Raw genomic sequence first — 20898 nt, 5'->3', positions numbered from 1 at the left:
AGAGGGTCAGCCGGCGGCGCGCGCGGCCATCCGCGCCTTGCGGGTCGCGAGCTTCTCGTCGAACTTCGAGGCCTCCGCGTCCAGGCCGCCCATGAAGAAGCCGAGCTCCTCCTGGGCCTGCAGGCCCTCGGGGCCGAGGCCGTCCATCTCCAGGACCTTCAGGTGGCGCAGCACCGGCTGCAGCACGTCGTCGTGGTGGATGCGCATGTTGTAGACCTCGCCGATGGCCATCTGCGCGGCGGCGCGCTCGAAACCGGGCATGCCGTGTCCGGGCATCCGGAAGTTGACGATGACGTCGCGGACGGCCTGCATGCTCAGGTCGGGGGCCAGCTCGAACGCGGCCTTGAGCAGGTTCCGGTAGAAGACCATGTGCAGGTTCTCGTCGGTCGCGATGCGCGCCAGCATGCGGTCGCAGACCGGGTCGCCCGACTGGTGACCGGTGTTGCGGTGCGAGACGCGGGTCGCGAGCTCCTGGAAGGCGACGTACGCGACCGTGTGCAGCATCGAGTGGCGGTTGTCCGACTCGAAGCCCTCGTTCATGTGCGCCATACGGAACGCCTCGAGCTTGTCGGGGTCGACGGCGCGGGAAGCGAGCAGGTAGTCGCGCATCACGATGCCGTGCCGGCCCTCCTCCGCGGTCCAGCGGTGCACCCAGGTGCCCCAGGCGCCGTCACGGCCGAAGAGTGCGGCGATCTCGTGGTGGTAGCTCGGCAGGTTGTCCTCGGTGAGCAGGTTGACGACCAGCGCGATCCGGCCGATCTCCGTGACCTTGGACTGCTCCTTGCCCCAGGCCTCGCCGTCCTCGAAGAAGCCGGGGAAGTTGCGGGCGTCGCTGAACGGCACGTACTCGTGCGGCATCCAGTCCTTGGCCACCTTGAGGTGGCGGTTGAGCTCGGTCTCGACCACTTCTTCCAGCGCGTACAGCAGCCGAGCGTCGGTCCAGGCGGCGGACGGGCTGCCAAGGTGGGGAGAAGTGATCGTCACGGGTGCTCCAGGGGGACGTGAAAATATCGAGCGAGTTACTGAGCGGGTTGCCGAGCGAGTCACTCGGCGAGTTTCCGAGCGGAGACGAAACCTACGGCATCGTAGGCTACGTATCCGTAGGTTACGAAACCGTAGGTTAAGTGTGCTGTAAAGAGTGCCTGATCAGTGGGGGTCCCAGCGGGGAGCGGGCGTGCTCAGAGGTACAGCTCCCTCAGTCGTACCGAGAGGCATGTCACACAGCCCTCGAGCTTCTCGAACTCGCTGATGTCCACGAGAACCGGTTCGTGACCGAGGCCCGTGAGCAGCTCCGCCGTCTGCGGGGCGCTCGCCGCCATCAGCAGCTTCCCGCCGCCGAGCAGCACGACATGCGCCCCGGACTCCTCCGGCACCGGCAGGAAGCGCGGGAACAGCGAGGGCGTGTCCACCAGGGGCTCATGGCCGATCACCGTCCCGTCGGGCAGCGCGGTGACCGCCGACTTCAGATGCAGCACCTTGGTCACGGGTACGGCCACGACCCGCGCCCCGAGCGGTTCGAGGGCCGCCCGCAGCTGCTGGACCCCGGCCGCGTTGGTGCGCCCGCCGCGGCCCACGTACACCGTGTCGCCGACCTTCAGGACGTCACCGCCGTCCAGGGTCCCCGGCTCCCAGATCCAGTTCACCGAGCAGCCCAGCCGGGCCACGGCCTCCTCGACCCCGGCGGTCTCGGCGCGCCGGGACTCGGCGCCGGGGCGGGAGATCAGCGCGACATTGCGGAAGACGACCACGGCGTCCTCGACGAACACCGAGTCGGGGCAGTCGTCGGCCGCATCGACCTCGACGGTCTCCCAGCCGTGCGTGCGCAGCGCCTCGGCGTACCCCTCCCACTGTTCGACGGCCAGGTCGACGTCCACCTTCTCGCGCTCGATGTGCGTCACCAGTCCTTCGGCGAGAAGGGGACTGGGCCTGCGGATGAGGGCTTTCTGGCTGGGCACGTGCGGTCTCCGAATCGGCAGGGTGCGTCGGCGCACATCATGCAGCGCCGTTCGCGCGCACAACAGCCCCCGACTCGGCACCCCCGGACCGGACGGCGGGCGGACCCGCGTCCGAACGTGACGCGGGGCGGTGCCCGAAAGCTGACGTTAGCCAGCCTCCGGGCACCGGCGCTATGTCGGATACCCGACAGCTTCCGCCGTGGTTTCTTTCAGTTCTCCTCCTTCCAGCAGCAGCCGGCGTGTGATTCCGATCGACTCCAGGAACGGCAGGTCATGGCTGGCGACGATCAGCGTGCCCTCGTAGGACTCCAGCGCCGTGGTGAGCTGGCGGACGCTCGCCAGGTCGAGGTTGTTGGTCGGCTCGTCGAGCATCAGGAGCTGCGGCGCGGGCTCGGCGAGCATCAGCGCCGCGAGCGCCGCCCGGAAGCGTTCGCCGCCGGAGAGCGTCGCCGCCCGCTGGTCGGCCTTCGCCCCCTTGAACAGGAAGCGGGCGAGCCGTGCCCGGACCCGGTTGTTCGTGGCCGCGGGCGCGAAACGGGCCACGTTCTCTGCCACGGTCAGCTCCCCGTCGAGCACATCGAGCCGCTGAGGCAGGAACCGCAGCGGCACATGGGCCACGGCCTGGCCGGACACGGCCTCCAGCTCCCCGGCGATCGTCCGCAGCAGCGTCGTCTTGCCCGCGCCGTTGCGCCCGATCAGCGCGACCCGCTCGGGCCCGCGCAGATCGAACACACCGTTCACGCGCGCGCCGTACCTCAGCTCCAGGTTCTCCAGCGTGAGGACGGTGCGGCCCGGCGGTACGGCCGTATGGGGCAGGTCGACACGGATCTCGTCGTCGTCCCGTACGGCCTCCACCGCGTCGTCGAGCCGGTCCTTCGCCTCCGCGAGCTTCTCCTCGTGCATGATGCGGTGCTTGCCCGCCGACTCCTGGGCGGCCCGTTTGCGCGCACCCATGACGATCTTCGGCTCGCGCTTCTGTTCGAACATCTTCTGGCCGTAGCGCTTGCGACGGGCGAGCTTGACCTGTGCGTCGACCAGCTCGCGCTTCTGCTTCTTCAGATCGGCCTCGGCCACGCGCACCATGCGTTCCGCCGCCTCCTGCTCGCCGGCGAGGACCCCCTCGTACGCGGAGAAGTTGCCCCCGTACCAGGTGACCTCGCCCGACCGCAGATCGGCGATCTGGTCGACCAGGTCCAGCAGTTCGCGGTCGTGGCTGACCACGACCATGACCCCGGACCAGGCCTCGACGGCCGCGTACAGCCGTCGGCGCGCGTACAGGTCGAGGTTGTTGGTGGGCTCGTCCAGCAGCAGGATGTCCGGCCGGCGCAGCAGCAGCGCGGCCAGGCGCAGCAGTACCGACTCGCCGCCCGAGACCTCGCCGATGGTGCGGTCCAGCTCGACGTGCCCGAGTCCGAGTTCGCCGAGCATGGCGAGCGCCCGCTCCTCGACGTCCCAGTCGTCGCTGACGACGTCGAAGTGCTCCTCGGCCGCGTCGCCCGCCTCGATGGCGTGCAGCGCGGCACGCGTGGCGGCGATGCCGAGCGCCTCGTCGACCCGCAGGACGGTGTCGAGCGTGACGTTCTGCGGCAGGTAACCGACCTCGCCGGTGACGCGGATCGTGCCGTCCGTCGGGGTGAGTTCGCCCGCGATCAGCTTCAACAGGGTCGACTTCCCTGATCCGTTGACGCCGACGAGCCCGGTCCTGCCGGGGCCGAAGGCGACCTGGAGGTCGTCGAAGACGGTGGTCCCGTCCGGCCAGGCGAAGGAGAGGGAGGTACAGGTGAGGGAGGTGGGGAAAGTAGACATGAGGGCCTCGCGATTACTGGGTGCGGTCAGGGGCACGCGTTCGGGACACCGCGAGGTGACGACGATCCAGTCAGGAGGGCGGAAAGAAGGCCCCGTAAAACCGGAGGACGGCTCATACGCCGAGGTCGCACGCTGCGCACACGGGGGCGACGAGAGCCCACTGTGGACGCGGTGTCTCAGACCTCAGACGAGCAACGTCCTTCTCCAATCGACGGCAACAGGACCGCTGTACACCGTAGGAACAGCCCTGAACGCTGTCAACGCATTAACGGCCTGTCCGGCGGATCAGGTCGCAGGAAACGGGCGGTGCCTCAACGCCGCAGATGGGCGCGCCAAGCCCCGCGTCTGCGGCATGATCCGCCGGACAGGCCCTAACGTGGCCCCGACCTCGACCCCGAAGGAGACGCCGTGCCCAACGGCTCGCTGTCGCTGCCCGCCCGGCTCTATCTGCTGGCCTGGGACACCACGAGGCTCAAGGTCACGGGGGCGACCCACCTCCACCACCTGGTGCGCGCCGGCGCCCTCACGGAGCTCGCCCAGCGCGGACTGCTCGCCGACGTGGACGGCATCGCCACACCGGTCGACGCCGACGCCCATACGGGGGACCTCGTCCTCGACGGGCTCCTGGAACTGGTGGAGGAGTCCCGGCCCCGGAAGTGGAAGGCGTGGGTGACCCTGCGGGCGCGCGTCACCCTGGACGCGGTCCGCGCCCAGCTCGCCGCCGAGGGATACCTGCGGGCCGAGAAGAAACGGGTGCTCGGGCTCTTCCCGTCCGTGGAGTACGAGCTGGAGCGGGTGTCCGCGGTGGAGGCGCTGCGGGAGGAGGCACGGACCGTGTTGCAAGGGCCCGTGCCCGTCGAGGACGTCTCCGACCGCGACGCGGCCCTTGTCGCCCTCGCCGCCGCGGCCGAACTGCGCACGCTGGCGTCCGGCAAGGACCGCAAGCTGTACAAGCAGCGCATCGAGGAGCTGACCGACCGCAGTGGAGCGGCGGCCCCGGCGCTGAAGAAGGTCATTCAGGAGGTGCGCACCGCGATCGTCGTGGCGGCCACGGCGGCATCGACCTCGGGCGCGGCAACGGGGGGTTGAGGCGCCCGGGAAGGGGCGCGGGGAACTCCGCGAGCAACCCCCGGCAGCCCGCACCCGGTCGTACTTCCCGGCCCCCACGCACATGTCGCATTCCTGCCAGCCCCCACCCCGCCCCCGGTGATGGGATCGGCCCCATGACGAACCAGAACCCCACCCACGAAACCGCCCTCGCCTTCCGCGCCCTGCACACCCCCGGCCGCCCACTCGTCCTCCCGAACGCCTGGAACACGGCGAGTGCGCGCCTGGTCGAGGAGGCGGGCGCCGCGGCCATGGCGACGACCAGCGCGGGGCTCGCCTGGGACCTGGGAACGGCCGACGGGGACCGGCTCGACAGGGACCGGGCCCTCGGCGCGGTCGCACGCGTCGCCGCCGCGGTCCGGGTCCCGGTGAGCGCGGACATCGAGAGCGGCTACGCGAAGGACGCCGCGGGCGTCGGGGACACGATCCGCGCGGTGCTCGCGGCCGGCGCCGTGGGCGTGAACATCGAGGACGCGCTCTACGACGGCGAAGGGGGCGAGGGTGACGGCGGCCGTGGCCCGCTGCGCCCGGTCGCCGAGCAGGCGGAACGCATCGCCGCGGCCCGTGCCGCAGCCGATGCGGCAGGTGTCCCGCTGTTCATCAACGCGCGTATCGACACTGTTCTGAGGGGCGCGGGAGGGGTCGGGGAGACCCTGGAGCGAGCCGCCGCCTTCCTCGCCGCCGGAGCCGACGGGATCTTCGTTCCCGGGGCCGTCGACCCGGGGACGGTGAAGTCGCTCGTGGCGGGGGCCGAGGGCCCGCTCAATGTGCTGGTCGGTCCCGGCGCGCCGCCCGTCGCCGAGCTGGCCGCCCTCGGGGTCGCCCGGATCAGCGCGGGTTCGAGCATCGCGCAGGCCGCGCACGCCGTGGTCCGCCGTGCCGCGCGGGAGCTGCTGAGCGCGGGGACCTACGACTCGCTGACCGGTGGACTCGACTACGCCGAGCTCAACACCGTGCTGGGCGGCGCTCGCTGAGGGCGGGGGCGCCGCTCAGCAGGTGCCCCGCATCAGCTCCTCCAGGTCGTGGTCCAGGTCGACCTGGAGATGCTCGAGTCCGACGGGCACCAGCTCGGTCGTGCGCTGGAGGAACTTCCGCACCTCGCCCGAGCGCACATGCACCACGGCGGTGCCCTCGGGGGCGTGGAACTCCAGAACGGTGCGGTCGTAGCCGTACGGTCGCACCCGTACGTCGCCGTACCCCACGGAGTCCTCCATGCCGGACGCGAGCAGCTCGCGCGCGAACGTCCAGCAGACCTCCACGCCCTCCAGCGTGGCCGGGGCGGGGAAGGTCATACGGACGGCGAAGGGGTCGCTCCGGTCGTAGTGGAGCGTTGCGGGAATGCTCGGCATCCGCGGGGCGGCGGCGACGAGGCGGGCCTCTACGGGCTGCTCGATGACGGTGGACAACGCCTTGCTCCCTTGTGACGGCTGGACGAACTCCGGGCGGATGAGGCCGGGCAATGTATGAGACGACGGAATGAGCCATTCAGTGCACCTGAAGCCCAAGTGACCTCTGTCACCGAGTTCATTCACCTCGGTGACGCGTAGTGATCCATTTCTCGTTCCGGCATGCCCGCGATACCGGAGAGGACACCAACCGCGGCCCCAGGGTTCCCGCCGAGGCCATCTGGACGGCGCCGGGGGAGTGGGCTAGCTTCGCCCGCCATGAGGGGCTTGGGGAAGTCGAGACGTACGAGTCGGGCGGTCACCGTGGGACTGTGCGCGGCGGCGTTCGCCGCCGCGCTGACGGCTACGCCCGCGCAGGCACACGAGGCGGGGAAGGCGGCCCACTGGGCGCTCAAGGACAGCGGCAGCGACGTTCGCTTCCGCGGACTGTCGGCCGTCAGCCGGGACACCGCCTGGGTGGCCGGCGCCAAGGGCACCGTCCTGCGGACCACCGACGGCGGCGCGAGCTGGCGGAACGTCTCGCCGCCCGGCGCCGCCGACCTGGAGTTCCGCGACATCGAGGCGTTCGACGCGCGGCGCGCGGTGGTCCTCGCCATCGGTGAGGGCGAGGCCTCCCGGGTCTTCAGGACCGACGACGGCGGCGCGACCTGGACCGAGTCCTTCCGCAACACCGACGCGAAGGCCTTCTACGACTGCCTGACCTTCTTCGACCGGCGCCACGGCCTCGCGATGAGCGACCCCGTGGACGGCAGGTTCCGCATCCTGTCCACCAGCGACGGCGGACGGTCCTGGAAGGTGCTGCCCAGCGACGGCATGCCCGCCGCGCAGGACGGCGAGGCGGGCTTCGCCGCCAGTGGACAGTGCCTCGTGAGCGCGGGATCGCACGATGCCTGGCTGGCCACCGGCGGGGGCGCACACGCGCGTGTGCTGCATTCCACCGACCGGGGACTGACCTGGAAGGCGGCCGAGACGCCGATCCCCGCGGGCGACCCGGCGCGTGGCGTCTTCGCCCTCGCCTTCCGGGACCGCGCCCACGGCCTCGCGGTAGGCGGCGACTACCGCGCCGACCAGGCATCGCCCCAGGCGGCCGCCGTCACCTCCGACGGCGGGCGCACCTGGACCCCCGCCGCCCAGCCGCCGCCCGCCTACCGCTCCGGTGTCGCCTGGCTCCCGCACAGCCGCACCTCCGCGCTCGCGGTCGGCCCGACCGGCACCGACCTCACGACCGACGGCGGCCGCACCTGGCGCACCCTGGACACCGGCTCGTACGACACCGTGGACTGCACCCCCGACCTGGGCTGCTGGGCGTCCGGGGAGAAGGGCCGGGTGGCACGTCTGGAGCGCTGACTCGCCGCGTGCCCCGTGGCGAGTGGGGTACCCGTGTCGCCGACGCGCAAGCAAGCGATCGGCGACACGGAAGGAAGTGAGCCGCCATGCCCCGTGGCTCCAGCCCCAAGCGCGAACGCCAGTACGAGCACATCAAGGAGAGCGCTCTCGACCGGGGAGAGAGCAGGGAGCGCGCCGAGGAGATCGCCGCGCGCACCGTGAACAAGGAGCGGGCCCGGTCCGGCGAGTCGAAGACCGCGAGCCGCACGTCCACCCAGGACATCTCCTCCGGCAGGCGCGGCGGCCTGCGCTCCCACCAGGGCGCTCAGGGACCCACGTACGACCAGCTGTACGAGGAGGCCAAGCGCCGTGACGTCCACGGCCGTTCGGACATGAACAAGGAGGAGCTGAGGCGCGCGCTGGGTGGCAAGTGACCGCCCTCAGGACTTCCTCCGGAGCTGTGGGCCTAGGCTCGTCGGCACCATGAACACCTCGTTGAACACCGTACCGATTCCCGCGGGTTGGCCCGCGACCGAGGAGCAGGCCCGCGCCGTGCAGGACGAACTGCGGGGGCGCGTGGTGCTCGACGAGCCCGGGCCGCCGCCCGGCACCGGCAGGGTGACGGGCGTGGACGTGGCGTACGACGACGAGCGGGACGTCGTCGTGGCCGCGGCCGTCGTGTTCGACGCGGCGACCCTCGCCGTCGTCGCCGAGGCCACCGCCGTCGGACAGGTCTCCTTCCCCTACGTCCCCGGGTTGCTCGCCTTCCGCGAGATCCCGACCGTGCTGGCCGTGCTCGACGCGCTGCCGTGCGCGCCGGGTCTCGTGGTCTGCGACGGCTACGGGCTCGCCCACCCCCGCCGTTTCGGCCTCGCCAGCCACCTCGGAGTGCTCACCGGGCTCCCCACGATCGGGGTGGCCAAGAACCCGTTCACCTTCTCCTACGAGGAGCCCGGCGCCCGGCGCGGCAGCGCCTCCCCGCTGCTCGCGGGCGAACCGACGGGCCCGGAGGAGGTCGGTCGGGCACTGCGCACCCAGGACGGCGTCAAGCCTGTCTTCGTCTCGGTCGGCCACCGGGTGAGCCTCGACAACGCCTGCGCGCACACCCTCGCGCTCACCCCGAAGTACCGCCTCCCGGAGACCACCCGAAGTGCGGACTCCCTGTGCCGACGGGCCCTGAAGGAGACAACTCCCTCAGGAGCCTCACCCGTTGACTGAGCACGTGCCCTGAGTATGTGCCCCGAGTACGTGTTCTGAGTACCTGTACGGATGTGGGGGCGCCGTCATGATCGGCAGGCTGTGCCGCATGACGACGCACCGTTCCCCGAAGCCCGCCACCGGCGCCACCCAGCCCGTCGAGCGCACCGTGATGGCCGCGCTGGTCCTGTCCGTCCTCGCCGGGGTCGGCTGGATCGGCGGGATGATCTACACGGTGCTGGGCTGGCCGTTCTAGGGGAGTTCCGGACGGTCCTACCTGGACGCGGCCACCCGGAACGTGATCCCCGCCCCCCGCAGCCGCTCGATGAGCGCGTCGCCCATCGCCACCGCCGTCGTGACCTGTCCGGCCGTTTCCGGCAGGTCGTCGAAGGCGAGCGACAGCGCGGACTCCGCGAACATCTTGGCGGTCTCGCCGTAGCCGGGGTCGCCGCCCGCGACCTCCGTGAACACGCGGCGCCCGCCGCCCTCGCCCACGAACCGCACGGAGAACCAGCTCTTGGCCCGCCGCGAGGCACTGGGCCCCTCGCCCGGCTTGATCCGGTCGGACAGCCAGCGCCGCGCGGGCGGCACCTGGGCGGCCGCGAACACCGCGCCGACGGCCGTGACCCCGCCCAGCGCGACCGGCAGCCGTTCGACGGCCGCGTAGTGGCGGTAGCGGAAGTCGGGCCCGTAGCGCTCCAGCACCCGAGCCGAACGCTGCACGATCTGGGCGTCGATGGTGGGCAGCGGCAGCGCCCATGCCCCGACCTCCTTGGCGAACCGCGGCGTGCTCAGCGGCGCGTGTGCCCGCCGCCCGACCAGCCGTGGTTCGTGCCGCCCCCGATCCCGCGCCGCGGCCAGGATGTGCCGCCCGCGCGCGAACTGGGTGAGCGCGGAGGCGAAGGTGCCGCCCGAGAACATCGCCTGGGCGCGGACGAAACCGTCGACCCGCAGCGGCACGTCCTCGGGCAGTTGCCGCACCGTGAAGTAGGCGCCCAGGTCGTGCGGAATCGAGTCGAAACCGCAGGCGTGCACCAGGCGTGCCCCGGTCTCCCGCGCGCGTGCGTCGTGCCGGACGTACATCAGGTCCACGAACTCGGGCTCGCCGGTGAGGTCCAGATAGTCGGTGCCCGCGTCGGCGCAGGCGGCGACCAGCTCCTCGCCGTGCAGGATGTACGGCCCGACGGTCGTCGCCACCACGCGTGCGCCGCGGGCGAGTTCGCGCAGCGACGCCGGATCGGCGACATCCGCCAAGAGCACGTCGGGGGCGCCGGACAGCCGCTCCCGCAGCCGCGCCAGCTTCTGCTCGTCGCGGCCCGCGATCGCCCAGCGCAGGCCCTCGGGCGCGTGTGCGGCGAGGTACTCCGCGGTGAGGGTCCCGACGAACCCGGTGGCTCCGAAGAGCACTATGTCGTACGTGCGAGCCGTCCCGTTCAGCCTGCTCATGACACCCCATCTGTCGTGCGCGAAGCGCCGTTGTCGGTGGCCGAGGCTAGCGTGAGGTACGAGCAGCCGAACGACGAGGTCGACATAGAGGTCGGAGGTGGCCGTGGCCGTGCAGGGGAACGCGCGCCGGCGGTGCGGTGGCATACGCCGCTGACGTGCCCGGTTTCATGACCTTTCGGCACGATCCGCCACCCGGGATTTAACTAAGCGCTTGCTCGCTGGGGGCTTGCCCGGCGTGGAACACGTTCATAACATCACTGATGTCACATCAGTGGTGTCACAGTGCTGGGGGCTCGATGGCAGTGGCAGGGACGCCGGCGTACGGCCCGCTGGCCGGAGTGCGCGTGGTGGAGCTGGCGGGCATCGGCCCCGGCCCGTTCGCCGCCATGCTCCTGGCCGACCTCGGCGCGGACGTCGTCCGCGTGGACCGGCCCGGCGGTACGGGGCTCGCCGTCAACCCGGAGTACGACATCACCAACCGCAACAAGCGGTCGGTCGTGATCGACCTGAAGGCCGAGGACGGCCCCGCCCGCGTCCTCGATCTGGTCGAGCGCGCGGACATCCTCGTCGAGGGCTACCGCCCCGGCGTCGCCGAGCGCCTCGGTGTCGGCCCCGAGACCTGTCACGCCCGCAACCCCCGGCTCGTCTACGGCCGGATGACCGGCTGGGGCCAGCAGGGCCCGCTCGCCCCGCGTGCCGGGCACGACATCGCTTACATCGCCCTCACCGGCACCCTCGGCATGATCGGCAGGCCCGACGAGCCGCCCACGGTCCCCGCGAACCTCGTCGGCGACTACGCGGGCGGCTCGCTCTATCTCGTCGTCGGCGTCCTCGCCGCGCTCCACCACGCACGCGCCACCGGCGCCGGGCAGGTCGTGGACACGGCGATCGTCGACGGCGCCGCGCACCTCGCCTCGATGATCCACGGCATGCTCGCCGCGGGCGGCTGGCAGGACCGGCGCGGCGCCAACCTCCTGGACGGCGGCTGCCCGTACTACGGCACCTACGAGACGGCCGACGGGAAGTACATGGCGGTGGGCGCCCTGGAGCAGCAGTTCTACGCCGAGTTCGTGGAACTGCTCGGCATCGAGGAGCACGCAGACTCCCGCAAGGACCTGGCCCGCTGGGGCGAGCTGCGCGAGGCGGTCGCCGCCCGCTTCAAGACCCGCACCAGGGACGAGTGGACCGCGGTCTTCGAGGGCTCCGACGCCTGCGTGGCCCCCGTCCTGTCGTTGCGGGAGGCCCCGGCCCACCCCCACCTCGCCGCCCGCGGCACCTTCACCGACCACGGCGGCATCACCCAGCCCGCCCCGGCACCCCGCTTCTCCCTGACCCGCACCTCCGTCCGCACCGGCCCCGCCCTGCCCGGCGCCGACACCGCCGACGTGGCCCGCGACTGGGACGTACCACGGCTGACGCGGCACGACCGCATGAAGGACGACACGATGAAGGACGGCGACTGATGGAGCTCTCCCTCCCGCTCGACTACGCGGGCGACCCCCGGCACGCCGCCGATGAGGTCGCCGCCCTGGAGTCCGCGGGCCTGGACGCCGTCTGGGTGGCGGAGGCCTACGGCTTCGACGCACCCACGATCATGGGCTATCTGGCCGCCCGCACCGAGCGCATGAAGATCGGCTCCGGGATCCTCAACGTGTACTCGCGCACCCCGGCGCTTCTCGCGCAGACCGCCGCCGGACTCGACGCGATCTCGGGCGGCCGCGCCATCCTGGGGCTCGGTGCCTCGGGCCCGCAGGTCGTCGAGGGCTGGCACGGGAAGGCATACGACAAGCCGCTGGGCCGCACCCGCGAGGCCATCGAGCTGACCCGCCGCATCCTGCGCCGCGAGGTCATCGACCACCACGGCATCACCGACATGCCCCGCCCCGGCGGTCTGGGCAAGCCCCTGAAGCTCCTCACCAAGCCGGTGCGCCCCGACGTGCCGCTGTACGTGGCCTCCCTGGGCCCGGCCAACGTCCGGATGACCGCCGAACTCGCCGACGGCTGGCTGCCCACCCTCTTCATCCCGGAGAAGGCCCACCAGGTGTGGGGCGCCCCCCTCGCGGAGGGCGCCGCACTGCGGGACCCGGCGCTCGGCCCCCTGCGGACCGTCGCGGGCGGCCTGCTCGCCATCGGCGAGGACGCGGCGGCCGTACGCGAGCTCGCGCGACCCAAAATCGCCCTCTACGTAGGCGGCATGGGTGCCCCCGGCAAGAACTTCTACAACGACCTCGCGGTGGCCTACGGCTACGAGAAGGAGGCTCGGCTCATCCAGGAGCTGTACCTCTCCGGTCGCAAGAAGGAGGCCGAGGCCGCCGTACCGGCCGAGTTCTGCGAGCTGATCTCGCTGTGCGGGCCGGAGAGCTATGTGCGCGAGCGTGTCGAGGCCTTCCGGGAGGCCGGGGTCGACATGCTCAACATCACTCCCGTGGGGCCGGAGCCGGCCCGGCTGGTCGAGACCGTCAAGAGCTGGCTCTAGGAGGGCGACCGCGCATGAAGCGGCAGATTTTCGGCGCCGAGCACGACGCGTTCCGGGAGACCGTGCGCACCTTCCTCGCCAAGGAGGTGACGCCGTACTACGAACAGTGGGAGAAGGACGGCATCGTCTCGCGCGAGGCCTGGCGCGCCGCAGGGAAACAGGGGCTGCTCGGCCTAGCCGTACCGGAGGAGTACGGAGGCGGCGGCAACGCCGACTTCCGCTACAGCGCCGTACTCGCCGAGGAGTTCACGCGCGCGGGGGCCGCGGGTCTCGCCCTCGGGCTGCACAACGACATCATCGGGCCGTATCTGACGGACCTGGCCACCGAGGAGCAGAAGCGGCGGTGGCTGCCCGGGTTCTGCGACGGTTCGATCATCACGGCGATCGCGATGACCGAGCCCGGCGCCGGATCCGACCTCCAGGGCATCAGGACGCACGCCGAGGACCGGGGCGACCACTGGCTGCTCAACGGCTCCAAGACCTTCATCTCGAACGGGATCCTGGCCGATCTGGTGATCGTCGTCGCGAAGACGACCCCGGAAGGCGGCGCCCACGGTCTGTCTCTGCTCGTCGTCGAGCGCGGCATGGCAGGCTTCGAGCGTGGCCGCAACCTCGACAAGATCGGGCAGAAGGCGCAGGACACGGCCGAGCTGTTCTTCCACGACGTACGCGTCCCCAAGGAGAACCTGCTCGGGGAGCTCAACGGCGCCTTCGTGCACCTCATGACGAACCTCGCGCAGGAACGCATGGGCATCGCCGTCGCCGGGATCGCGGCGGCCGAGCACCTGCTGGAGATCACCACCCAGTACGTCAAGGAGCGCGAGGCCTTCGGACGGCCGCTGTCCAAGCTCCAGCACATCCGCTTCGAGATAGCCGAGATGGCCACCGAGTGCGCCGTCACCCGTACGTTCCTCGACCGCTGCGTCGTCGACCACACGAACGGGGAACTCGACGCCGTGCACGCCTCGATGGCCAAGTGGTGGGCCACCGAACTGCAAAAACGCGTCGCGGACCGCTGCCTCCAGCTGCACGGCGGCTACGGCTACATGACGGAGTACCGCGTCGCCAGGGCCTTCACCGACGGCCGTATCCAGACCATCTACGGCGGGACCACAGAGATCATGAAGGAGATCATCGGCCGCTCCCTGCTCGGCTGATCCTCCGCACCCTCCCCGAAAGGCTTATCCAGTGAGCACCGAAGCGTACGTGTACGACGCGATCCGCACCCCGCGCGGGCGCGGCAAGGCGAACGGCGGCCTGCACGGCACCAAGCCCATCGACCTGGTCGTCGGCCTCATCCACGAGATCCAGCGCCGGTTGCCGGGCCTGGACCCGGCCGCGATCGACGACATCGTGCTCGGTGTCGTGGGCCCGGTCGGCGACCAGGGCTCCGACATCGCGCGGATCGCCGCGATCGCCGCCGGACTGCCCGACACGGTCGCCGGAGTCCAGGAGAACCGCTTCTGTGCCTCGGGCCTGGAAGCCGTCAACCTGGCCGCGATGAAGGTCCGCTCCGGCTGGGAGGACCTGGTGCTCGCGGGCGGCGTCGAGTCGATGTCCCGCGTGCCCATGGCCTCGGACGGCGGCGCCTGGTTCGCCGACCCGATGACCAACATCGCCACCAACTTCGTGCCGCAGGGCATCGGCGCCGACCTCATCGCCACCATCGAGGGCTTCTCACGGCGGGACGTCGACGAGTACGCGGCCCTCTCCCAGGAGCGCGCGGCCGCCGCCTGGAAGGACGGCCGCTTCGACCGGTCCGTCGTCCCCGTGAAGGACCGCAGCGGGCTCGTCGTCCTCGACCACGACGAGCACATGCGCCCCGGCACCACCGCCGACTCGCTCGGCAAGCTGAAGGCCTCGTTCGCGGACATCGGCGAGCTGGGCGGCTTCGACGCCGTGGCGCTGCAGAAGTACCACTGGGTCGAGGAGATCGACCACGTCCACCACGCGGGCAACTCCTCCGGCATCGTCGACGGCGCCTCCCTGGTCGCCATCGGCTCCAAGGAGGTCGGCGAGCGCCACGGCCTGACCCCCCGCGCGCGGATCGTCGCCGCGGCCGTCTCCGGCTCCGAGCCCACCATCATGCTCACCGGCCCCGCGCCCGCGACCCGCAAGGCGCTCGCCAAGGCCGGGCTGACCATCGACGACATCGACCTCGTGGAGATCAACGAGGCCTTCGCCGCGGTCGTCCTGCGCTTCGTGAAGGACATGGGCCTGTCCCTCGACAAGGTCAACGTCAACGGCGGCGCGATCGCGCTCGGCCACCCGCTCGGCGCCACCGGCGCGATGATCCTCGGCAGCCTCGTCGACGAACTGGAGCGCCAGGACAAGCGCTACGGCCTCGCCACGCTGTGCGTGGGCGGCGGCATGGGCATCGCGACCATCGTCGAGCGCCTGTAACCCCCGGCGGACCCCCAGACTTCCACGGCTTAAACGGCTTCTACGGAGACCCTCCTCATGACCGAGAGCACCACCATCCGCTGGGAACAGGACGAGACCGGTGTCGTCACCCTCGTCCTCGACGACCCCAACCAGTCCGCCAACACCATGAACCAGGCCTTCAAGGACTCGATCGCGGCGATCGCCGAACGCGCCGAGGCCGAGAAGGACTCCATCCGGGGCATCATCTACACCTCCGCCAAGAAGACCTTCTTCGCGGGCGGCGACCTCAAGGACATGATCAAGGCAGGCCCGGAGAACGCCCAGGAGGCCTTCGACGCCGGCACGGCCATCAAGTCCTCCCTGCGCCGCATCGAGACCCTGGGCAAGCCGGTCGTCGCCGCCATCAACGGCGCGGCCCTCGGCGGCGGCTACGAGATCGCCCTCGCCTCCCACCACCGCGTCGCCCTCGACGCCCCCGGCTCCAAGATCGGCCTGCCCGAGGTCACCCTCGGCCTGCTGCCCGCGGGCGGTGGCGTCACCCGCACCGTCCGCCTCATGGGCATCACCGACGCCCTGCTGAAGGTGCTCCTCCAGGGCACCCAGTACTCCCCGCAGCGGGCCCTGGAGAACGGGCTCGTCCACGAAGTGGCGGCCACCTCCGAGGAGATGCTCGACAAGGCGCGCGCCTTCATCGACGCCAACCCCGAGTCGCACCAGCCCTGGGACAAGCCCGGCTACAAGATCCCGGGCGGCACGCCGTCGAACCCGAAGTTCGCCGCCAACCTGCCCGCCTTCCCTGCCAACCTGAGGAAGCAGCTGAACGGCGCCCCCTACCCGGCCCCGCGCAACATCATGGCGGCCGCCGTCGAGGGCTCCCAGGTCGACTTCGAGACCGCGCTGGTCATCGAAGCCCGCTACTTCACCGAGCTGGTCACCGGGCAGACCTCGAAGAACATGATCCAGGCGTTCTTCTTCGACCTCCAGGCGGTCAACTCCGGCGCCAACCGCCCCCAGGGCATCGAGCCGCGCCAGGTCCGCAAGGTCGCCGTCCTCGGCGCCGGGATGATGGGCGCCGGCATCGCCTACTCGTGCGCCCGCGCGGGCATCGACGTCGTCCTGAAGGACGTGTCGGCTCAGGCGGCGGCCAAGGGCAAGGCCTACTCCGAGAAGCTCTGCGCGAAGGCCGTCTCCCGGGGCCGTACGACCCAGGCGAAGGCCGACGAGCTGCTCGCCCGCATCACGCCCACCGCCGACCCGAACGACCTGGCCGGCTGCGACGCCGTGATCGAGGCCGTCTTCGAGGACACGGCCCTCAAGCACAAGGTGTTCCAGGAGATCCAGAACGTCGTCGAGCCCGACGCGCTGCTGTGCTCCAACACCTCGACCCTGCCGATCACCGTGCTCGCCGAGGGCGTGGAGCGGCAGGAGGACTTCATCGGACTGCACTTCTTCTCGCCCGTCGACAAGATGCCGCTCGTCGAGATCATCAAGGGCGATCGGAGCGGCGACGAGGCGCTGGCGCGCGCCTTCGACCTCGTACGGCAGATCAAGAAGACCCCGATCGTCGTCAACGACTCGCGCGGCTTCTTCACCTCCCGCGTCATCGGCCACTTCATCAACGAGGGCGTCGCGATGGTCGGCGAGGGCATCGAGCCCGCCTCCGTCGAGCAGGCGGCGGCCCAGGCGGGCTACCCGGCCAAGGTCCTCTCCTTGATGGACGAGCTGACGCTCACCCTGCCGCGCAAGATCCGCAAGGAGTCCAAGCAGGCCGTCGAGGAGGCGGGCGGCACCTGGCAGACGCACCCGGCGGAGGCGGTCATCGACCGCATGGTCGACGAGTTCGGCCGCACCGGGCGCAGCGGCGGCGCGGGCTTCTACGAGTACGGCGCGGACGGCAAGCGCGGCAAGCTCTGGCCCGGCCTGCGCGAGCACTACACCAAGCCCGGCCACGAGATCCCGTTCAAGGACATGCAGGAGCGCATGCTCTTCTCCGAGGCGCTGGACACCGTCCGGCTCCTGGAAGAGGGCGTGCTGACGTCCGTCGCCGACGCCAACATCGGGTCCATCTTCGGGATCGGTTTCCCGGGGTGGACCGGCGGCGTGCTCCAGTACATCAACGGCTATGACGGAGGTCTCCCCGGATTCGTGGCACGCGCGCGTGAACTCGCCGAGCGCTACGGGGAGCGGTTCACGCCGCCCGCGCTGCTCGTCGAGAAGGCGGAGCAGGGCGAGAAGTTCAGCGACAACTGACATGTAGCTGAGCAGGAGGCGCGCGGGTGTGGCTCAGGAGTCCTCGGTGGCTCAGGACTCCTTGAGCCACACCCGCAGCTCCTCCTTCAGGGAGCGCTGGAACGTGGTCAGCAGCGCCTGCACCACCAGCGGCTGCATGTGCGCCGACAGGGACTTCACCGCCGCCACCGACTCGTGCTCGCCCACCGCCTCGCGCAGCAACGCGGACAGCTCGCGTGCCGCCGCGCGGGAGTGCTCCAGCAGGACGCCGCGGGCGGCGAGGATCGACTCGTGCGCGAGCGGTACGTCGAGGAGCTGGACGCCGAGCGCCAGCAGCGCCGGGTCCACACGGAAGGAGCCCGAGGAGTCCACGGAGTCCGATCTCTCCACACTGTCGGAGGTGTCCTCGGTCCGCTCGACGATGTTCATCGCGACGAGCCGCTCCAGGTCCTCCTCACCCAGGGGGCGGCCGGCGCGCCGTTCCAGTTCCCCGCGTGTCACGTCCTCCGCCGCGTCCTGCGCCCAGGAGGCGACCACGGCGCGGTGCAGGGCGAGATCCTGGGCGCTCAGGTCGGCCGGCAGCTGCTGAAGATGGCGCTCGATCGCGGCCAGCGTCATGCCCTGGCGCTGCAGCTCCTCGATGAGCGCGAGCCGGGCCAGATGCTCCTGGCTGTAGTGCCCCACCCGGCGGGGTCCGATCACGGGCGGCGGGAGCAGCCCCTTGGAACTGTAGAAGCGGACCGTACGGACCGTGACGCCCGCGCGTGCCGCCAGCTCGTCGACCGTGAGCGTCGGCTCCTCGGTGTCCGTCGTCATCACAGGTCCTCGCCTCTTCGATGGTGCAGCGATCAGGTGCAACAGTATTGCTGTCTCACCGGTCCTGTGAAAGCGCTGTCGACGAGTTCTGCACCCTTTGATCACCATGTGAGATGTTCCGCGGTGTGAGGTGTGCCATCGCATCCGGAGGATCCCTCGGGGAAGGTGATTCCTTGGTCTGCGCCGCGTCAGGGGTGGTGCGGGCCGAGGCACATCCGGAAACCCGCGTGCTCAGTGCGTGGGCGCACCAGAGAGTAGATCCACGCGTGAGCAAGGACGCCGTAGACACGGCCAAGGCCGCATCCCGCACCGATGCGGCCCGCACGCCCGCGGACGCGGGCGACGCCGGTTACAGCAAGGACCTCAAGGCCCGCCACGTCAACATGATCGCCATCGGCGGCGCGATCGGCACCGGACTCTTCCTCGGCGCCGGCGGCCGCCTCCACAGCGCGGGCCCCGCGCTGGCGATCGCCTACCTCGTCTGCGGAGTCTTCGCCTTCTTCGTCGTGCGTGCGCTCGGCGAGCTGGTCCTCTACCGGCCCTCCTCCGGGTCCTTCGTGTCGTACGCGCGCGAGTTCCTCGGCGAGAAGGGCGCGTACGTCGCCGGGTGGATGTACTTCCTCAACTGGTCGACGACCGGCATCGCCGACATCACCGCGATCGCGCTCTACACGCACTACTGGAGTTTCTTCACCGACATCCCGCAGTGGGTGCTGGCGTTGATCGCCCTCGCGGTGGTCCTGGCCGTCAACCTGATCTCGGTGAAGATCTTCGGCGAGATGGAGTTCTGGTTCGCGATCGTCAAGGTCGCCACCCTCGTCTCCTTCATGCTGGTCGGCATCTTCCTGCTGGCCACGCACCACGACGTGGGCGGTCAGAAGCCCGGCCTGAGCGTCATCACGGACCACGGCGGTCTCCTCCCGCACGGGATCATGCCGGTCGTCCTGGTGATGCAGGGCGTGATCTTCGCGTACGCGGCCCTGGAGCTGGTCGGCGTCGCCGCGGGCGAGACCGCCGAGCCGGAGAAGGTGGTCCCGCGCGCGGTGAACTCGATCATGTGGCGCGTGGGCCTGTTCTACGTCGGCTCGGTCGTGCTGCTCGCGCTGCTGCTGCCCGGTTCGGTCTACTCGGCCGACGAGAGCCCCTTCGTCACCGTCCTGTCGAAGATCGGCGTCCAGGGAGCCGGTGACGTCATGAACCTGGTCGTCCTCACCGCGGCCATGTCGTCCCTGAACTCCGGCCTGTACTCCACCGGCCGCATCCTGCGTTCCATGGCGATGGCGGGCTCCGCGCCCCGGTTCACCGCGAAGATGAACCGCAGCCAGGTCCCGTACGGCGGCATCCTGCTCACCTGCGCGGTGTGCGTGCTCGGCGTCGGCCTGAACTACCTCATGCCCAGCCAGGCCTTCGAGATCGTCCTGAACGTCGCGTCCCTGGGCATCATCAGCACCTGGGTGATCATCATGGTCTGTCACCTGGTGTTCGTCCGCCGCGCCAAGGACGGCCTGGTCACCCGCCCGTCCTTCCGGCTCCCCGGCAGCCCCGTGACCGAGATCGTCACCATCGTCTTCCTGCTGGCCGTGCTCGGCCTGATGGGGAACGACCCCGAGGTCGGCCGCAAGACCCTGCTCCTCATCCCGGTGATCGCGGCCCTGCTGGTCGGCGGCTGGTTCGCGATCCGCCACCGGGTCTCGAAGACCACGGACCAGGAACTGAGCGAGCTGACGAAGTAGCAGGTCGGACGCCGTTGTCAGTGGCGGCGCCTACGGTGGCGTCATGTCGGAGATCATGTACGTCCGTGGTGACGCCGCCACTCCGTCGGCCAAGGGCGTCAAGCTGATCGCCCACGTCTGCAATGACATCGGGGGCTGGGGGAAGGGCTTCGTCCTGGCCCTCCGCGCTCACGACTTCGGGTCGGGCGCGGCCCACTTCGTCCGGGTCGAGAAGGCCCTCGCCCATCTCGCGGCCAAGGCCGCCGAACTCGACACGTCCGTCCTGTGGTGGGGTGCGTGGTTCCTCGCGCCCCTGAGGGGTGGTGCGAGTGCGTTGCCCCGTCGCGGGTTGTCTGTGGCTGGGCGCGCAGTTCCCCGCGCCCCTGGTGGGGCATCCGGGCCGCCCGTCTGTTCGGCCGCACCGGAGATTCGACCGAAGGGGCACCGGGGTCGGCCAGAGGGGCAGTTTTCGGTCAACTCTGGCGCGGATGTGCGTTGGTTCGCACGCATGAGCGGGTAAGTCACGGCCATGGAACTCATCCCCTACCCGATAGGTCCACTCAACCCGAAGGTTCAGGACGTCGGCTACGCCTTGGCGTTGTTCGCCTTCATCTATGTGTTCGTCGCCCGCGTACTCCCGCGGATGAACCGAGCGCTCGAACTGCGGGACGACGCCATCAACGGCGCCAAGCAGCGCGCCGAAGCCGTACGCGCCCGCGCCGAAAGTGAGCGCGTAGGGGCCGAGGCCCTGTTGGCCGAGGCCCGCCACGAAGCCGCCCGCATTCGCCAGCAGGCCCTCGAACAGGGCTCCGCGCTGATCGCCGAGGCCCGCGCGGACGGGCAGCGCGAACGTGACGCCGTGGTGGCCGCCGGCCGCACCCGCATCGAGTCCGAGTGCGCGGCGGCCGATGCCGAACTCCGTATGTCCGTATCGGAGTTGGCTTCGGAGCTGGCGAGCCGCATTGTGGGCGAGCGGATCGCGGCCCCGGTGGAGCAAGGCAACTGACGCCCGTACGCGAACGGCCCCCCGCTCGCCC

Annotated in this window: 20 protein-coding genes; 14 read left to right on the top strand and 6 right to left on the bottom strand. The window is 70.7% G+C overall.

Annotated elements, in window-relative coordinates; genetic code table 11:
- Positions 1 to 6 precede the first annotated feature (6 nt).
- The 3 genes from SMIR_RS01125 to SMIR_RS01115 form a co-directional block, all read right to left on the bottom strand.
- A complete protein-coding gene (locus tag SMIR_RS01125; RefSeq protein WP_212726316.1) occupies positions 7 to 984 on the bottom strand; it encodes an acyl-ACP desaturase in 978 nt (325 codons plus the stop codon).
- Between the two features lie 194 nt (positions 985 to 1178).
- Complete coding sequence (gene ddaH, locus SMIR_RS01120; protein ID WP_168498149.1) at positions 1179 to 1955, bottom strand: dimethylargininase; 777 nt, start codon at positions 1953 to 1955, stop codon at positions 1179 to 1181.
- 171 nt (positions 1956 to 2126) lie between these two features.
- On the bottom strand, positions 2127 to 3761 hold the full coding sequence (locus tag SMIR_RS01115) for an ABC-F family ATP-binding cassette domain-containing protein (RefSeq protein ID WP_168498151.1): 1635 nt from the start codon (positions 3759 to 3761) through the stop codon (positions 2127 to 2129).
- Positions 3762 to 4169: 408 nt separating this feature from the next.
- Between SMIR_RS01115 and SMIR_RS01110 the strand changes: the two genes are divergently transcribed.
- Entirely contained in the window at positions 4170 to 4850 is a 681-nt protein-coding gene (locus tag SMIR_RS01110; protein WP_075030391.1) for a GOLPH3/VPS74 family protein, read from the top strand.
- Positions 4851 to 4984: 134 nt separating this feature from the next.
- Positions 4985 to 5842, top strand: a complete 858-nt coding sequence (locus SMIR_RS01105; RefSeq protein ID WP_212726315.1) for an isocitrate lyase/PEP mutase family protein — start codon at positions 4985 to 4987, stop codon at positions 5840 to 5842.
- A gap of 15 nt (positions 5843 to 5857) precedes the next feature.
- Here SMIR_RS01105 and ssgD read toward each other — a convergent pair whose 3' ends face one another.
- Positions 5858 to 6274, bottom strand: a complete 417-nt coding sequence (ssgD, locus tag SMIR_RS01100) for a spore wall synthesis regulator SsgD (protein ID WP_101402127.1) — start codon at positions 6272 to 6274, stop codon at positions 5858 to 5860.
- Positions 6275 to 6532: 258 nt separating this feature from the next.
- On the opposite strand from ssgD, the gene SMIR_RS01095 reads away from it, so the two are divergent.
- The 4 genes from SMIR_RS01095 to mmpA all read left to right on the top strand — a co-directional run bounded on the left by SMIR_RS01095 (position 6533) and on the right by mmpA (position 9053).
- A complete protein-coding gene (locus SMIR_RS01095) occupies positions 6533 to 7621 on the top strand; it encodes a WD40/YVTN/BNR-like repeat-containing protein (RefSeq protein ID WP_168498155.1) in 1089 nt (362 codons plus the stop codon).
- Between the two features lie 86 nt (positions 7622 to 7707).
- The gene (locus SMIR_RS01090) at positions 7708 to 8034 is read left to right on the top strand and encodes a plasmid stabilization protein (RefSeq protein ID WP_168498157.1); all 327 of its coding nucleotides are present in this window, start codon (positions 7708 to 7710) and stop codon (positions 8032 to 8034) included.
- A 61-nt stretch (positions 8035 to 8095) separates the two neighbouring features.
- Positions 8096 to 8818 (top strand): endonuclease V, encoded by a 723-nt coding sequence (locus tag SMIR_RS01085; protein ID WP_212728251.1) that lies wholly within the window; start codon positions 8096 to 8098, stop codon positions 8816 to 8818.
- Positions 8819 to 8906: 88 nt separating this feature from the next.
- Positions 8907 to 9053: a morphogenic membrane protein MmpA gene (mmpA, locus tag SMIR_RS01080; protein ID WP_168486641.1), complete on the top strand. Its 147-nt coding sequence runs from the start codon at positions 8907 to 8909 to the stop codon at positions 9051 to 9053.
- A gap of 17 nt (positions 9054 to 9070) precedes the next feature.
- Here mmpA and SMIR_RS01075 read toward each other — a convergent pair whose 3' ends face one another.
- Positions 9071 to 10243: a saccharopine dehydrogenase family protein gene (locus SMIR_RS01075; RefSeq protein WP_168498159.1), complete on the bottom strand. Its 1173-nt coding sequence runs from the start codon at positions 10241 to 10243 to the stop codon at positions 9071 to 9073.
- Positions 10244 to 10539: 296 nt separating this feature from the next.
- Between SMIR_RS01075 and SMIR_RS01070 the strand changes: the two genes are divergently transcribed.
- Genes SMIR_RS01070 through SMIR_RS01050 form a run of 5 tightly spaced genes read left to right on the top strand, consistent with a single transcriptional unit; the run spans position 10540 to position 17354 of the window.
- Positions 10540 to 11706: a CaiB/BaiF CoA transferase family protein gene (locus SMIR_RS01070; protein WP_249938309.1), complete on the top strand. Its 1167-nt coding sequence runs from the start codon at positions 10540 to 10542 to the stop codon at positions 11704 to 11706.
- Complete coding sequence (locus SMIR_RS01065; RefSeq protein WP_168498161.1) at positions 11706 to 12719, top strand: LLM class F420-dependent oxidoreductase; 1014 nt, start codon at positions 11706 to 11708, stop codon at positions 12717 to 12719. Before SMIR_RS01070 ends, SMIR_RS01065 begins: the two co-directional genes overlap by 1 nt.
- 14 nt (positions 12720 to 12733) lie before the next feature.
- On the top strand, positions 12734 to 13876 hold the full coding sequence (locus SMIR_RS01060; RefSeq protein WP_168498163.1) for an acyl-CoA dehydrogenase family protein: 1143 nt from the start codon (positions 12734 to 12736) through the stop codon (positions 13874 to 13876).
- Between the two features lie 31 nt (positions 13877 to 13907).
- The gene (locus SMIR_RS01055; RefSeq protein WP_168498165.1) at positions 13908 to 15122 is read left to right on the top strand and encodes an acetyl-CoA C-acetyltransferase; all 1215 of its coding nucleotides are present in this window, start codon (positions 13908 to 13910) and stop codon (positions 15120 to 15122) included.
- A gap of 57 nt (positions 15123 to 15179) precedes the next feature.
- On the top strand, positions 15180 to 17354 hold the full coding sequence (locus SMIR_RS01050) for a 3-hydroxyacyl-CoA dehydrogenase NAD-binding domain-containing protein (RefSeq protein WP_168498166.1): 2175 nt from the start codon (positions 15180 to 15182) through the stop codon (positions 17352 to 17354).
- A 51-nt stretch (positions 17355 to 17405) separates the two neighbouring features.
- On the opposite strand, the gene SMIR_RS01045 is transcribed toward SMIR_RS01050, so the two are convergent.
- The gene (locus SMIR_RS01045) at positions 17406 to 18149 is read right to left on the bottom strand and encodes a MerR family transcriptional regulator (protein WP_168498168.1); all 744 of its coding nucleotides are present in this window, start codon (positions 18147 to 18149) and stop codon (positions 17406 to 17408) included.
- A 266-nt stretch (positions 18150 to 18415) separates the two neighbouring features.
- On the opposite strand from SMIR_RS01045, the gene SMIR_RS01040 reads away from it, so the two are divergent.
- From SMIR_RS01040 to SMIR_RS01030, 3 genes are read left to right on the top strand one after another with little or no spacing between them, the layout of a single operon-like run.
- Positions 18416 to 19882, top strand: a complete 1467-nt coding sequence (locus tag SMIR_RS01040) for an amino acid permease (RefSeq protein WP_168498170.1) — start codon at positions 18416 to 18418, stop codon at positions 19880 to 19882.
- 43 nt (positions 19883 to 19925) lie between these two features.
- Complete coding sequence (locus SMIR_RS44760) at positions 19926 to 20381, top strand: macro domain-containing protein (protein ID WP_422664384.1); 456 nt, start codon at positions 19926 to 19928, stop codon at positions 20379 to 20381.
- A gap of 9 nt (positions 20382 to 20390) precedes the next feature.
- Positions 20391 to 20867 (top strand): F0F1 ATP synthase subunit B family protein, encoded by a 477-nt coding sequence (locus SMIR_RS01030; RefSeq protein ID WP_168498172.1) that lies wholly within the window; start codon positions 20391 to 20393, stop codon positions 20865 to 20867.
- Positions 20868 to 20898: the final 31 nt, after the last annotated feature.

The sequence above is a fragment of the Streptomyces mirabilis genome (assembly GCF_018310535.1).
Taxonomy (GTDB): domain Bacteria; phylum Actinomycetota; class Actinomycetes; order Streptomycetales; family Streptomycetaceae; genus Streptomyces.
The sequence above is the reverse complement of the archived record's forward strand: the minus strand, read 5'-3'. Positions and strand labels throughout refer to the sequence as shown.

Coding starts and splice junctions, on each gene's coding strand:
- mmpA (WP_168486641.1), top strand. CDS start 8,907: ATGACGACGCACCGTTCCCCGAAGCCCGCCACCGGCGCCACCCAGCCC.
- SMIR_RS01090 (WP_168498157.1), top strand. CDS start 7,708: ATGCCCCGTGGCTCCAGCCCCAAGCGCGAACGCCAGTACGAGCACATC.
- SMIR_RS01105 (WP_212726315.1), top strand. CDS start 4,985: ATGACGAACCAGAACCCCACCCACGAAACCGCCCTCGCCTTCCGCGCC.
- SMIR_RS01045 (WP_168498168.1), bottom strand. CDS start 18,149: ATGACGACGGACACCGAGGAGCCGACGCTCACGGTCGACGAGCTGGCG.
- SMIR_RS01115 (WP_168498151.1), bottom strand. CDS start 3,761: ATGTCTACTTTCCCCACCTCCCTCACCTGTACCTCCCTCTCCTTCGCC.
- SMIR_RS01095 (WP_168498155.1), top strand. CDS start 6,533: ATGAGGGGCTTGGGGAAGTCGAGACGTACGAGTCGGGCGGTCACCGTG.
- SMIR_RS01070 (WP_249938309.1), top strand. CDS start 10,540: ATGGCAGTGGCAGGGACGCCGGCGTACGGCCCGCTGGCCGGAGTGCGC.
- SMIR_RS01060 (WP_168498163.1), top strand. CDS start 12,734: ATGAAGCGGCAGATTTTCGGCGCCGAGCACGACGCGTTCCGGGAGACC.
- SMIR_RS44760 (WP_422664384.1), top strand. CDS start 19,926: ATGTCGGAGATCATGTACGTCCGTGGTGACGCCGCCACTCCGTCGGCC.
- SMIR_RS01075 (WP_168498159.1), bottom strand. CDS start 10,243: ATGAGCAGGCTGAACGGGACGGCTCGCACGTACGACATAGTGCTCTTC.
- SMIR_RS01065 (WP_168498161.1), top strand. CDS start 11,706: ATGGAGCTCTCCCTCCCGCTCGACTACGCGGGCGACCCCCGGCACGCC.
- SMIR_RS01030 (WP_168498172.1), top strand. CDS start 20,391: ATGGAACTCATCCCCTACCCGATAGGTCCACTCAACCCGAAGGTTCAG.
- SMIR_RS01050 (WP_168498166.1), top strand. CDS start 15,180: ATGACCGAGAGCACCACCATCCGCTGGGAACAGGACGAGACCGGTGTC.